Annotated in this window: 7 protein-coding genes; all 7 read right to left on the bottom strand. The window is 42.6% G+C overall.

Annotated elements, in window-relative coordinates; translation table 11 throughout:
* Positions 1-334: 334 nt before the first annotated feature.
* The 7 genes from MXE28_RS00855 to MXE28_RS00825 all read right to left on the bottom strand — a co-directional run bounded on the left by MXE28_RS00855 (position 335) and on the right by MXE28_RS00825 (position 14,099).
* Complete coding sequence (locus MXE28_RS00855; RefSeq protein ID WP_348644748.1) at positions 335-2,197, bottom strand: YadA-like family protein; 1,863 nt, start codon at positions 2,195-2,197, stop codon at positions 335-337.
* A gap of 394 nt (positions 2,198-2,591) precedes the next feature.
* The gene (locus MXE28_RS00850; RefSeq protein WP_021841037.1) at positions 2,592-3,911 is read right to left on the bottom strand and encodes a gluconate:H+ symporter; all 1,320 of its coding nucleotides are present in this window, start codon (positions 3,909-3,911) and stop codon (positions 2,592-2,594) included.
* Positions 3,912-3,966: 55 nt separating this feature from the next.
* Positions 3,967-5,523 (bottom strand): gluconokinase, encoded by a 1,557-nt coding sequence (locus MXE28_RS00845; RefSeq protein ID WP_021841038.1) that lies wholly within the window; start codon positions 5,521-5,523, stop codon positions 3,967-3,969.
* A gap of 43 nt (positions 5,524-5,566) precedes the next feature.
* Positions 5,567-9,247, bottom strand: coding sequence for a PolC-type DNA polymerase III (locus MXE28_RS00840; RefSeq protein WP_226974049.1), 3,681 nt, complete (start codon positions 9,245-9,247; stop codon positions 5,567-5,569).
* Between the two features lie 36 nt (positions 9,248-9,283).
* On the bottom strand, positions 9,284-10,687 hold the full coding sequence (locus MXE28_RS00835; RefSeq protein WP_226974048.1) for a VanW family protein: 1,404 nt from the start codon (positions 10,685-10,687) through the stop codon (positions 9,284-9,286).
* Between the two features lie 65 nt (positions 10,688-10,752).
* Positions 10,753-11,721: a DNA polymerase III subunit delta gene (gene holA, locus MXE28_RS00830; RefSeq protein WP_156705700.1), complete on the bottom strand. Its 969-nt coding sequence runs from the start codon at positions 11,719-11,721 to the stop codon at positions 10,753-10,755.
* An 8-nt stretch (positions 11,722-11,729) separates the two neighbouring features.
* Positions 11,730-14,099, bottom strand: coding sequence for a ComEC/Rec2 family competence protein (locus MXE28_RS00825; RefSeq protein WP_021841042.1), 2,370 nt, complete (start codon positions 14,097-14,099; stop codon positions 11,730-11,732).
* Positions 14,100-14,191 lie beyond the last annotated feature (92 nt).

Raw genomic sequence — 14,191 nt, 5'->3', positions numbered from 1 at the left:
TGACATGGCTATCGTCTTCCCTATCATACAGCTTCAACCATCCCACACATCGGTTACAACTAAAATACTCTGCCCACAAACGGCTTGCCTGTTAGCAAAGGTTCGTGTGTTATAAAAGTATTCAATTTGGTGGGGGTGGGCTCATAGTGTTTTTGCTGCTGGGTTTGCGAAGCAAAAAAAGTAGTGCCGTATAGGTTTAGTTGTTGTATTCAGTGTGCAAGGTTGGTTGTACTTAAGCAAGGATTTTGGGAGGATATGCTTAGTACGTGTTGTTTCTTTTGCAACGCTGAATTGGCTTAACACTTATACGGCACTTGTGTAGTTATCAAAAGAGTTAAACGGAGAGTTTTGTCATTAACAGTTCAAGTTTTTGAAGGAGTTCTACGTTTTCTTGAGCTAGTTGGTCTATTTTCTGATTAGCAATTTGGTTTTCTTTTTCCAACAGGGTCATTTTATCGTTGAGTACATAAACGGTGCTGATTGGCGCCATGCGTTCATCGTTAATATAAGCACGACGTTTTTCACTTGGTCCCACTTTGAAGGTTGCGGACACGTTATACATGTTGTCATTATTGCCCACGCTTGTTCCTACAGCAAAGAGTACGTCTTCATTCGGTTGATAGGACGCACCTAATGCCATTGCCGAAGCTTCTCGGTAAAAGCCGCCGGCCACAGAGAAGTTTAATTTACTGCTTGGATCAAAAGCGAGGTTTCTTAAACCGGCTAAGGCCGCCGACATAGCACCGACTTTGTGCATTTCTCCTTTCATTTGGGTAACATCCCGTTCTATGGTATTAACTTTGCCCTCAATGTTATCTACTCGATTATTTAATTCATTTATCTGACTGGTATGATTGTTTATAACAGTTGTAAAACCATTCGTATATTCTTTCACGGTAGTTTCAATTGAATTTTTAACCGAACGAAGCTGTGCCACATTAACGGCATCGCTATCTTCCGAACCGGCCGCCACATTAACGATTTGACGTTTCATATCATCATTACCTACCGAAACCGCCCCTGCATTGCCTTTAACTGTGTTAGCAATAGCAGTTTTGTCGGCATCTTTAGCTTTATCAGCCCCATACACTTGTTCATCCGCCGCGGAGGCATCAGATACTACCGATACATCTTTTAAACTATAACGATTAGCTATGGACTGACTGCCTAAAGCTACGCCATCTTGAGTTTCCACGAAAGAATCTGCGCCTATAGCTATACCGCCGGCACTGGTAGAATCAGCTTGGCGACCGATGGCAATAGAGTCGGTATTGCGTGCATGGGTATCGGATCCCATGGAAATAGCATAATCGCCACCCGCATTGGCATCGTTATTCGCATTGGCGTTGCGCACCGTATTGGTACCGATTGATATTCCGTGAAGTCCGGCCGTTTGCACATTATAACCTACGGAAGTTGAAAATCTACCATCTGCCTGAGAGTTAGGGCCCAGCGATGTACTTCCTTCTGCAGTTGCAATAGAATGAGTGCCTAACGCTACGGCATAGGTATTTTGAGTTCTTGCATCATTACCGATAGCGGTTGCATTCATACCATCCGCTTTAGCAATGGTACCGAATGCCGAAGCGCCCCAACCGTTGGCATGGGCTTGGTTCCCAATAGCCGTATCACTTTCACCTAAAGCTTCAGCCTGTGTCCCAAGGGCCGTCGAAGCTATACCTTCAGCTTTAGTTTTTAATCCGACAGCAATACCGCGCCCGGCTCCCACATGAGCTTCTTTACCCACTGCAATAGCATTATTCATATTGTAAGTCGTATCAAAATACGTATACGTCTCACTCATAGAGGCACCACCGAGTGCAATACTGTTTTCGCCAATGGCGTTTGCTCCGTTGCCGAAAGCTGACGCATTTAGACCATTTACCTTGACTCCCGCACCTACGGCCGTAGCACCACTCCATTTCGTTTCAGCATTAACACCTATAGCGATGGATGTTTGGCCATTTGTTTTTCTTTTATCCGAATTCGACATAGTATCGCTATAATTATCCGATTGCAATACTTTAGCATTCCTGCCAATAGCTACACCATGAGCGGCCACATTAGCGACGCCGGCGCCGTTTCCTACAGTAATACTATTCACAGCTTCAGCCGTAGAATTAGGTCCTACCGCTACACTATTAGTACCGTTTGCAACCGGAACTGTATCACTGGAGTTAACAGCTACATAATCTATAGCTGACGCTCCAACTTCATTTGCGCCACATACAGCAAACGCCCCAAAACAAGCAAAGTCAGCATATCTCTTTGTTTCTTCTTCATTAATACCACCTAATCAACCTTACAAAAATGAAATTAATTACAATATTTTCATATTATAAATTAATTCAAATTGTAAATCAAGTGGTTATATTTTTATTTGATAAATCTATTATTAAGATAGGTTTTTGTCATTAAAAGCATTCTACATTATACGGTTATATTAAACATTTTGTGAATAAAAATAATATAATGTATTACATAAATTGAATATAAATAAAAGTAACAATTTATTAATTTTCACAAGATTTCAACAAAAAAGGTTGCTCCCTGAGGAAGCAACCTTTTGATTGAAACTTATATAGTTTTTATTAAACAAACAAATTCAAGATTTCTACACCGATGAGACCGCATACGGCAATGGCTGTTTCTACGGCACACCAAGTACGTACGGTTTGTTTAACAGTAAGACCGAAGAATTCTTTGAAGAGCCAGAAGCCAGGGTCATTCGGTGGGCTGAAGATAACGCTGCCCGCACCTACGGCCAGTACCATAAGTTCAGGGCTCACGCCGGTAAGCGGAATGAGCGGCGCTACGATACCACCTGCTGTAAGAGCTGCTACGGTAGCGGAACCTACAGCAATACGAATAACGGAAGCGATGATCCAGGCCAACAATAATGGGGACAAGTTAGCACCCATTACCAAGTGACCGATGTAGTCGCCTACACCGCTGTCGATGAGCACTTGTTTCAACGCCCCGCCCGCACCTACGATGAAGAGAATCATAGCAACGGTAAGAATTGCTTTTTCAGAAGTTTCCATGATTTCTTTCGTAGTTTTGCCACGAGCATAACCGAATGTGTAGAAGGCTACAGCAACGGAAATAGTCAACGCAACACTTGGGTCACCGATGAAGTTGAAGATATGCATGATTGGCGCATCTTTAGGAATACCCATCATTTTACCTACGGCGCTGATAGCCATCAAGATAACCGGTGTTAAAGCGGTTAAAATACTGCTCATGAAGGAAGGCATTTCTTCATCAGAGAAGTTTTTATCATTGTGAAGGCCTTCAGGAATTTCCGTTTTAATGTCTTTTACGGTGTTGTACAGTAACGGACCGGAAATAATAACGGTTGGAATACCGATGATTAAACCGTAAATCAAGGTTTTGCCGATATCGGCGTTAAAAATAACGGAAATCGCGGTTGGACCCGGATGTGGTGGCAAGAAGCCGTGAGTAACGGATAAAGCGGCAGCCATCGGAATACCTACTTCGAGAAGTGGAATGTCAGCTGCTACCGCAATGGTAAATACCAACGGAATTAAAAGTACGAAGCCGATTTCGTAAAATAAAGCGATACCAACAATAAAACCGGTTAAACAAACTGCCCATTTTACATTTTTACGACCAAACATATTAATCAATGTGGTAGCAATACGCTGTGCCCCGCCGCTGTCAGCCATGAGTTTACCGAGAATGGCACCGAAGCCGACTACGATTGTTAAGCCGCCTAAGGTTGAACCCAAGCCTTTTTGAATGGTAGGGAAGATTTTATCAATCGGCAACCCTTCACCAAACGCCAACAAAATACACACTAAAATAAGGGATAAAAAGCTATTCAACTTCACTTTTACAATAAGGAAGAACAATAGCACGATGCCTAATGCCAATATAACCAGTGGCATAGAAGCGCCTCCTTTCATATGAACCGACACAATAGTTCAAAAAGAAAAAAATATATTATAAACGATTGAACGGATGGTTCTGTTGGAAGTTCACCAAACGAGCCAAATCATCTTTCATATTTACATATAAAGACTCATAAATCTTGAACAAGTCATCATATACTTCGCGATTAACTTCTTTTGGTGTGTATACTTCTTGAGCCGTAACTAGTGTAGCTGTATCTTTAATGTCTTTCAACGTACCGTCAGAAATAAAACCTAATACGGCTGCGCCAAAGGATGCCCCTTCACTGTTTGTCGGCAAGGTAATGTTTTCATTAAAAATATCAGCCATAATCTGAAGCCATAATTCGGATTTAGTAAAGCTGCCGCTGACGCGAATGTCTTTCACTTCTTCAAAATCACGCAGAGCTTGCAATACGCAAAGAAGGCTGTAACAAATACCTTCCATGGTAGCGCGAATCATATAAGAACGGCTGTGATTTAAGGATAAGCCGATAAAAGCACCGCGTAAATCGGAGTTCCAATATGGTGCTCGTTCACCGGTAAAGAACGGCATCAAGAGTAATCCGCCGGAGCCGGCCGGTACGTGACGAGCTTTCATGGTCATCAAATCGTATGGATCCACATCGAGTTGTTCCATTTGCGGGCCATGCAAATGAAGAATACGGTCACGCATCCAACGCATGATGATACCGCCATTGTTAATGGCACCGCCGGCTACCCACATGTCATCGGTTAAGTTGTAACACCATGTACGTTGTTGTTTATCCATGCGCGGTTTTTCCGTAAGCATGCGAATCGCACCGCTCGTACCAATCGTGCAGCTGAGCTGACCGGCTGAAACAGCACCAATACCAACATTTACCAATACACCATCGGTTGCACCGATAACAACCGGTAAACCGGCCGGCAAACCTAAACGGCTCGCTACATCAGGCAACAAGGCACTACTATGAGTCGTAGAAACAACTTCCGGCAAACATTTTTCGGTAATACCGACAAAGTTTAAAATTTCTTCGTCCCAACATTCTTTGTGCGCATTGTAGAGACCACTGCTGCTGGCAACCGATTTATCAGTCACCCATTCACCGGTTAAATTACGGAAAATGAAATCTTTAATAGAGCCGATATGAGTCATGCGTTCAAAAATGGACGGCTGATTTTCTTTCACCCATAGGATTTTAGCCAGTGGATAGGTAGCATGCAACGGACAGCCTGTATTGAAGTAAAAATCTTTAACTTTAGGGTCTTTTTCTAAACGACGAACAATAGCGGCACTGCGGCTATCAGCCCAGGTCATCATATTGCCTAAGAGTTGGAACTTATCATCTTGCGGGATAAAGCTGTGCATAACGGAACTTAAGGCCAAACCGGAAATAGTAACCAATTTGTACTGTAATTCAGCTACGGTCCCCTTCACTACTTCTTCTACAGCATCATAAATCTGCTGCGGATTTTGTTCCGCCCAGTCATACTGTGGCGTTTCCAAGCTGTAAAATGCTTCAGTCGTAGCTACTGCCTTACCCGTAGCCGTATACGCCGTAGCACGCACACCGGTCGTGCCTACATCAACACCAATCCATACCGGATCTTTCACTTTTAAGGTCATAAAAACCTCCTTTTACTGCTAACATTTATTTTACTACTAATATTTAGCCGAATAAACTCATTTGTTCATCTTCCGGTAAATCTTTAAAACAACCTAAATCTCGCATAGTTGCGATGATGCTGCCGGAAACCTTGCAACGACGTTGTAAGTCTTTAACTGATGTAAACGGTTTTTCTTTCCGTTCCGCCACAATCATATCCGCTACTTTTTCACCCAAGCTGTCCACAGCCAAGAACGGCGGCAATAAAGCACCGTTATGAATAGTAAAACGACGGGCTTCTGAGTAATTAAGATCAGCCACTAAGAAATCAAAACCGCGCTGCTTCATTTCCATGGAAACTTCCAAGGCACTCATCATGTCTTTGTCTTTATTGCTTGCCTTGCGGTCCAGTGCTTTCAAACGATCAAACTCGGCACGCTGTTCACTGAGTGAACTTGCCATTATTTTCATGTCATACGCTTTGGCACGAATCGAGAAATAAGCGGCATAGAATGCCAACGGATAATTAATTTTAAACCAGGCAATGCGAAACGCCATCATTACATAAGCCACCGCATGGGCACGGGGGAATAAATAGGAAATTTTATTACAAGACTCAATGAACCATTCCGGAATACCACCGGCACGCATCTGTTCTTCGTAATCCGTTTCTTTTTGCCCCAATTTATTCAACTTATCAATCTTCTTGCCCTTACGCACGTTTTCCATGACTTTAAAGCAAGTAATTGGCTTAATACCGCGATGCATCAAGAAGTTCATGATGTCATCACGGGTAGAAATGGCTTCATTCAATTGGCAAGTACCATTTTTAATTAAAGTTTGCGCATTGTCAAGCCATACATTCGTACCATGAGAAAAACCGGAAATACGTACTATGTCGGAGAAACATTTCGGCTTGGAATCTTCCAACATACGCCGTACAAAGCCGGTACCACATTCCGGTACGGCCAAGGATGCAACTTTATCACCCATCAGCTGCTCCGGTGTTAAACCGATAGCTTTAGTGGACGAGAACAAGCTGAGTGTTTCCGGATCGTCAAACGGAATCGTTTGAACGTCGATACCGGTAATATCTTCCAACATACGAATAATTGTCGGATCATCATGGCCCAGTATATCAAGCTTCGTCATACAACCTTCAAAGGAGTGATAATCGAAGTGAGTCGTAATGATGCCACTGTCTTTTTTATTGGCCGGATATTGCACCGGTGTGAACTCATGCACATCCATATCGCGCGGACAAACCATGATGCCCCCCGGATGCTGACCGGTTGTATTTTTTACACCCGTAACGCCTTTGGCCAAGGATTCCAAAAAGCCTTGACGCGCTTGAATATCATTTGCTTCCGCATATTTTTTAACATAACCAATTGCTGTTTTTTCAGCAATCGTACCGATTGTGCCGGCGCGGAATACATTATCACGACCGAACAATTCTTCCGTGTATTTATGAGCGCGTGGCTGATAATCACCGGAGAAGTTAAGGTCAATATCAGGTACCTTATCGCCATTAAAGCCCATGAATATAGCAAACGGAATATCATGGCCGTTGGTGTGAAGCGGTGTACCGCATTCCGGACAATTCTTGCGTGGCAAGTCAAAGCCACCGGCATATTCACCCTTGGTAAAGAATTCGCTATGTTTACATTTCGGGCAAATATAATGTGGTGGTAACGGATTTACTTCCGTAATATCTGCCATGGTGGCTACAAACGAGGAACCTACGGAACCACGGGAGCCTACCAAATAACCGTCATCCAAGGACTTACGCACCAGTTTATGCGCAATATAATACAACACGCCGTAACCGTTGCCGATAATACGGGTCAACTCATAATCGAGGCGCTCCGCTACTACATCCGGCAAAGGATCCCCATAAATTTCTTTGGCCTTTTTATAACACATTTCCTTCAATGCATTATCGGCCCCTTCAATCTTAGGTGAATACGTTTTGCGCTGCGGTACCGGTTGCAAAGATTCAATGCTGTCATTAATCATGCGCGAGTTGGTAACTACCACTTCATAGGCTTTCTCTTCGCCCAAGTATTTAAATTCTTCCAACATTTCATCGGTAGTACGCAAATATAGCGACGGCGTCCGTTCAATATCTTTAAAACCGGATACAGTCAACATAATCTGGCGATATATTTTTTCATCATCATTCAGATGATGCACATCACAGGTTGCCACTACCGGTTTATTCAATAATTCGCCAAGTTCTACAACCTTTTTATTAATGTCAATCAGATACTGCTCATCATGAATTTTTTCACCGGTTTTACGGTCATACATTAAAAATTGATTATTTTCCAATGGCTGGATTTCCAGATAGTCATAGAAAGAGGCAATTTCCAATAATCGTTCCTGCGACTCACCTTTAATGATGGCACGAATCAGCTCACCCGCTTCACAAGCGGAACCGATAATGATACCTTCGCGATGGTCTTCAATAACGGCACGCGGTAAACGCGGACGGCGTTTGTAGTACTGTAAATGGGAAATAGAAATCATTTTGTATAAATTACGAAGCCCTACCCGATTTTTGGCCAATAAAATAATATGCGCGCGGGTATCATTTTCTTCATCTTCAATCAAATACCCTTCCACGCCGTAAATCACTTTAACGCCTAATTTGCCGGCCACTTCCTGTGCTTCCGGGAAAGCCTGAATGACACCATGGTCGGTAATGGCTACCGCCGGGTGACCCCAAGCTTTTACCGTTTGTAATAACTCTTTCACATTAACCAAGGCATCGCGGTCACTCATTTTAGTATGAAGATGCAGTTCTACGCGAGAATCTTCACGATTTTCCGTACGTTTAGCGCCACTTTCCAACTGTTGAATGCTACGCAATACCAGCGTATAATCACGTTCGAATTTATCATCATAATGAACATCGCCTTGTACGCGAACGGCTTTGAGTCCATTCATCGTTTTAAGGAGCTCCTCGCCCTCTTCGGCGGTATCCGTAAACTTGGCAAAACGGATACTGTTTGTGGCATCTACGATATGCCCCTTAATGAGACCTTTACCGGTTTTCGTTTCAATCATTTCAAGTGACACAAAGATGCCTTCAAAAACGACGCCGTTTACTTCTTCATTAACAGAAGAAATGCTAACCGGTTCGCCGTGAATAGCCGGCCCCAAAATCATGCCCGGATCGGTCACATCACGTTTAAAGCTGCGTCTTCGTTTTCCGCTATACTGAAAACCACCGCCTGCCTGTGCATCTACCGGCGTAGTCTTAGCCGGCACATAGTTACACTCTACCGGTTCATCATACATGCTGATAGGCGCATCCTCTCTTAATGCAAAGGGAAAATCGTATTCATCAAAGCCCGGTGGCATATCTTCTTCCTGATGGTTAAATTCATCAGGACTTTCATGCTCAGAGGCGTGAAAAATTTCATCCCAATACTTTTGATCCAACGCATCCTCAGGGATTTCAATCTCTCCGGGATCATCCATATAGTACTCTTCCGGCGTATGATCATGAATCGGTGCCGTAGCATAGCCATAGAATAAAGTATCAGCATCATCGGAAGCCAGTTGCCTTACGGGAATCTGCTTTATCTGATACCATTCTTCCAGTTTATTCTGTAACTCTTTAAATGCATCCGGTTGGGACAGCACATTTTTAATTTTTACGGTTTTATCCTTAATTTCAATCATAAGAGCCGTTTGCTTTCGCCGTTTCGGCACAATATGATATCGTACTTTCATGTCTATCCTTCCTTCAAATTTTTAAAACTCATTGTATTACTCCGACTTAGCGGATTCAGTTTTATCGTTATTGGTAGGTGTTTCTTTTTTATCAGATTCTTTAGCCCCGTCCTTACCGTCTTTAGCGGTTTCTTTAGCCGGTTTTACAACATAAGTCGTTACCGGATCATAGGTGGAGTTAAAGGAGTCAGTTTTGGTTCGGCCGTCTTTATACGTAATGTGTACCGTCGTATCCACACTAAGGCCTGCATGACCTTCGGTCGTTGTTTCCTTGGTCACCGACGGATCGATACGAGTTTCCACTTTATTCGGAATTGTCTGCTCATTGCCCACTGTAATAGATACTGCTTGCGGTTCATCCGCCGCAAAGCCTAAGATACTAATAGTTAAAGTATCACCGGATGTATGAGCCAGCACATAGATTGGATGGTCGTACGGATTTTTGAAAATAAAATCTAAATAACCGTACGCCACTGTAGCATCACGACCGGCCGCCATATAGCCTACCGGTGCAAAATGCGGCGTCCGTTCTACAATATCCATCCCCGCCAATAAAGCACTATTGAAAAGCGTGGAACTAACTTGGCAAATGCCACCGCCAATACCGGGCACTAATTTACCGTCCATAAATACCGGTGCATCATCGTATCCCGCTTCAGCCGTACGTTCACCAACAATATCATTAAATGAAAAGTTTTGGTGCGGCATAATCACCACATTATTAATTTTATCGGTAGCAATTTGAATATTATGGGTACGGCTTACATCACCGGAGTTAAAAGTAGTGGAATACGTTCCCAATACGGTATTAATCCCTTTTAATGTTTCAGCCGTGATCTTTGGCTTAGCCTGATTATCGATGACTAGCTCAAAACCTGATACTTCGCCTTTAGCAAGCTTTTCCTGTAAGCTAGCCACTGTCTTAGCAATATCGAGACGCTTACCCGGTACTTCCGGATGCAATACGACTTGTCCGTTTTCAACCGTCAAATAGGCATCATGGCCGGTATACCCGATTTCTTTACTATAAGTCTGCAATAAGGCTTCTAACGCCGGGACATTAACATCATATACGATAGCTTTAGATACCGGTGCCATCAATGCATGCCAACGATTCGTAATATATTCTTCCATAGAAGGCTCATACCCGTAAGTCATAAGGCTTTCAATGGTTTTATCTACATTCGGTTTTACACCGATATCTTTTAAAGCTACCGTGGTTTCCTTACCATCCTGCCATTTGACCTTCATATGCGTTGGTCCCTTGGCCGCTTCCGCTTCAATAATATCTGCCAACTCTTCTTTATTAGCTTGTGACACATCACGTTCACCTAAATACATGCCTTGAATGACATTGCCTGTAGGATATAAAAAGGCGCCCGTACTTAATGAAATTAAACCTAACACCACACCGGCTACAATGCCGACTTTTTTCTTCATTCAACAACACCCCGCTGCCTATAACTTGTAATGAGTAAAACCCGGTAACTTTCTATGGGTAAACTCTAGGACTTGCAATAGGCTAAACATAAATCTTTAAAATAAGATAAGTCGCCCTCACCACGACGACTGTTGCGCATAACTTCATAGAGACCACGCAACAATTTAGCCAAGGCTCGTACTGACACGTTCCTTTGCCGGTACGCCAAAGTAATGGGATACGGTTTCGTAGCGGACTCGTATTTTTTAAATAAATCCTGTACCTCCCGTTCCGATAATCCCGTACCTTTACATTCGCTAACCATCAACTGCAAACGCAATTGGCCTTCAATATATGACATGGCTCGTTCCGATTCTTTGTTCTGAAGCATAAAAGGAAACAAAGCCAATAAAGTAGCTGCATCTTTTTGCAGTAATGCCTCTTTGAATAAAAAGATATTTTTTGCTCCATAATCACTACCATTATGAATTAAAAAATCCTGCGTTATTTTGCCTTTCGGCGGCAATAAGAGAAAATAACGGTCAAATTCGGTTCGCAAAAAGCTGACCGGCACATCTTGCCACAATTCCAATAAATGCTTCATATATTCCAGTCCGTCCATTGTTATGGTAAAACCATTTTGCTTACAATAGGACTGCAACCATTGGACTATTTCCTCTTTTTTTAGACGCATGCAGGCCACATTCGTAATTTTTTTCAAAAACTCACTATTATGCTTAGTCCGCTTATCTATCGTATCATGATATAGAATTAACACCGGATTGGCACCTTCATAAGTAATCAATAAATTATACAATTGTTGCCACTCATCACTAACCTTTTTATTGGGCTTTACAAAAATAGGCGGATTGATTAAACAATATAAAGTTGGTTCACCAAATAGCGAATCTTCGCTTAACTTTTCACAAATTCGCCCCGGTCCGACTTCATCATTTAAAGACTGCACCGCCAAATCCTTGTATTTAGTTAAAAATTCGCGTTTCTTTTCATCAATGAGCTGTGACTCATCACCATAAAGCAGCAAAATTGCCATAGCCCCTCCTACAATAAAAAATCCGGGACAACACGTGTGCCCGTAATATATCTGGTTGAATCCGCCGGATCTACATCAGCGTAATTGCCGGAGCTCGGCCAATATACAATGGCAACCGGACCTGACGGACCGTCATCGCCCCTTGATGCTGTAGCGCTGTTAGTAGTTCCTACAATATATTGTTTCGTCTCTATTAATTTTAGATTGTTTTCGCTAATTTGTCCATTACCGAATAGGAATCCTCCCCTTGGTCCTTCCACCAAAATCTGATTTGGATACTCCCTAACAAGCTTGTCGAAATCTGCACTATTACGCCCTATATAAGTATCTTGATTCATATCGCTTTTATGTATTGCGCTCACAGGAAATTCCAAGCTATGCAGTAGGGTTATGATACTTTTTTCATTACCTTCATTTACCTCTTGCATTATAACACCATTGAGGCGTTCGATACCATAATAATGAACGCTGTTGACTATGGAGCTTCGCGTCATATTCGATACGCCTTTACCGCCTGTAGTCATATATAAAAAAGCTTTAGCAGTTTTTAACGGTTCCTCTTTAATGACTAAAAAAGCAGCTCCTCTATTAACCGGAATCGTATGAATAAAAACTTGTTCACTCGACAAATGAATTAAGGGTAAGAGAAGCACAATAAATAACAGACTCATTGTGATGTTTTCATAAAAAAGCGAGCGAACCCTCCATTCATGCATAATAGCATATAAATGACGACAACATATAACATATATAGTGCCAAGCCACACCGGCAATGCCCCTAACCACATAACCGCTCCCGGCAATGAAGCAATCGTAAAGTTTAAAAAGAGGGATAACCGCAAAAGGAGCCCCAGCAAATACCATAAACTGCCTACTGGAATTAACCAGTGCAAAAGCAACAGCACAGCAGTAGCCAATATGGCTAAATCCAATAAAGGACCGACAATAACGGCTGCCAAAAAGGATCCGTACCCCATAAGATGAAAATAATAAAGTTGCAACGGCCAAATTAAAATTTGCGCACTAAGGCATAAACTGATGGGGCCCATAATATAGGGCCAGCCTTTCGGCAAACGCTGATACAAAGTGCGGCTGAAGAGTAATATGCCATAGGTGGCACCTAAGGAGAGTTGAAAACTGATATCCAAGAACAAAAGCGGTTCATACGCCAACATAAGAGCCGCACTTATATTCAGAGCCTGCCGACTATGATACACCTCGCCTCGAATTAGAGCAATTCCCATAATAATACCCATGACAGCGGAACGCACCACGGGCGGATTGAACCCCACAATAGCACAATATAATATAACAAAGACGATGGCACCGTAAGTCGCTTTTTTCTTGGGTACCCCCATAATATGAGCAACAACAAACACAAACCCGAATAATAGGGCTACGTGAGAGCCGGATACAGATAAGATGTGGATTAACCCCGTTTTGGCAAACGAATCCATAACAGACGCATCTATAGCTCCATAGCCACCGCCAAGCAATAAACTCTGTCCTACGGCAGCCATTTCACCGGGTAAATTAGCAGCTATCTGATTCATCAGTTGCCAACGGGTCACCCCCAATAGATAATCGATTCTATCGTTAATACGCTCATACCAGTTTGGTCTAACCGCTGTATCAAAGCCCTCAAAAGTCCCTTCATATAGATTGCCTACGCGATGGGCTGCCAGATAACGGGGGCGCAAATCGATGCGACCTTCTTCGGGAGCCTGTAACAGTTTACTCGTCCTGCCTTTTACCATCACATATTGACCGGGCAAGATAGGCTTTGCCTTCATAGCTTCGGTAGGCGCCACATATACCATAAGTTGACCGTCCGCTTTTAACGGCTTTGACTCGGTGGCTTCTTTTTTTGGTATCATAGTAACTAAATCGCCTTCAAAGCGCAGAAATTCTTTATCTTGCAGGATAACTGATTCCGGCAAATTCAGAACACGAACTGTATATATTCCTTCAGCCCCCATATAGTAAGGGTTAACCTCATAATACTCGTCAATCTCGCTTTTTGTATGATAGTATCCCATACTCGCTAAAACCAATAACAATCCAACGATAATAGCTTGTACATAAGAAGATGTAATACCTTGGCGCACCATGTCCGTAGCACTTATAGTGGGACCGGCATAGATATAGCTTTGCTTCTTATTTTTACCTCCTCGCTGCCAAATCAGCCAAATGAAATACCAAATACTACAGAGAAAAACAATCATCGGGTTAGTGAATTCATAGCGTTGTCCGTAGGCAAACACGATTCCCCAAGCCGGCGCCAGCCATAGTATGGCACCCCATTCCGTATAAGTAAAAAAATATAATACCTTTTTACCTGGCGCTACAATTTTCTGCCATGATATTTGCTCACCCATATTACTCCTCATACATATAAACGTTTCAGACTTCAATTTGGCTCCAAATTTTTAAAAATTTTTATAAAGAATTTTTTCGTCACATCAATTAT

Source organism: Veillonella sp. KGMB01456, from assembly GCF_023051165.1.
In the GTDB taxonomy this organism is placed as follows: domain Bacteria; phylum Bacillota; class Negativicutes; order Veillonellales; family Veillonellaceae; genus Veillonella_A.
The sequence above is the reverse complement of the archived record's forward strand: the minus strand, read 5'-3'. Positions and strand labels throughout refer to the sequence as shown.

Bases quoted from the DNA above. Each gene is read 5' to 3' on its own strand.
- MXE28_RS00840 (WP_226974049.1), bottom strand. From the start codon at position 9,247: ATGAAAGTACGATATCATATTGTGCCGAAACGGCGAAAGCAAACGGCT.
- MXE28_RS00850 (WP_021841037.1), bottom strand. From the start codon at position 3,911: ATGCCACTGGTTATATTGGCATTAGGCATCGTGCTATTGTTCTTCCTT.
- MXE28_RS00825 (WP_021841042.1), bottom strand. From the start codon at position 14,099: ATGGGTGAGCAAATATCATGGCAGAAAATTGTAGCGCCAGGTAAAAAG.
- MXE28_RS00845 (WP_021841038.1), bottom strand. From the start codon at position 5,523: ATGACCTTAAAAGTGAAAGATCCGGTATGGATTGGTGTTGATGTAGGC.
- holA (WP_156705700.1), bottom strand. From the start codon at position 11,721: ATGGCAATTTTGCTGCTTTATGGTGATGAGTCACAGCTCATTGATGAA.
- MXE28_RS00835 (WP_226974048.1), bottom strand. From the start codon at position 10,687: ATGAAGAAAAAAGTCGGCATTGTAGCCGGTGTGGTGTTAGGTTTAATT.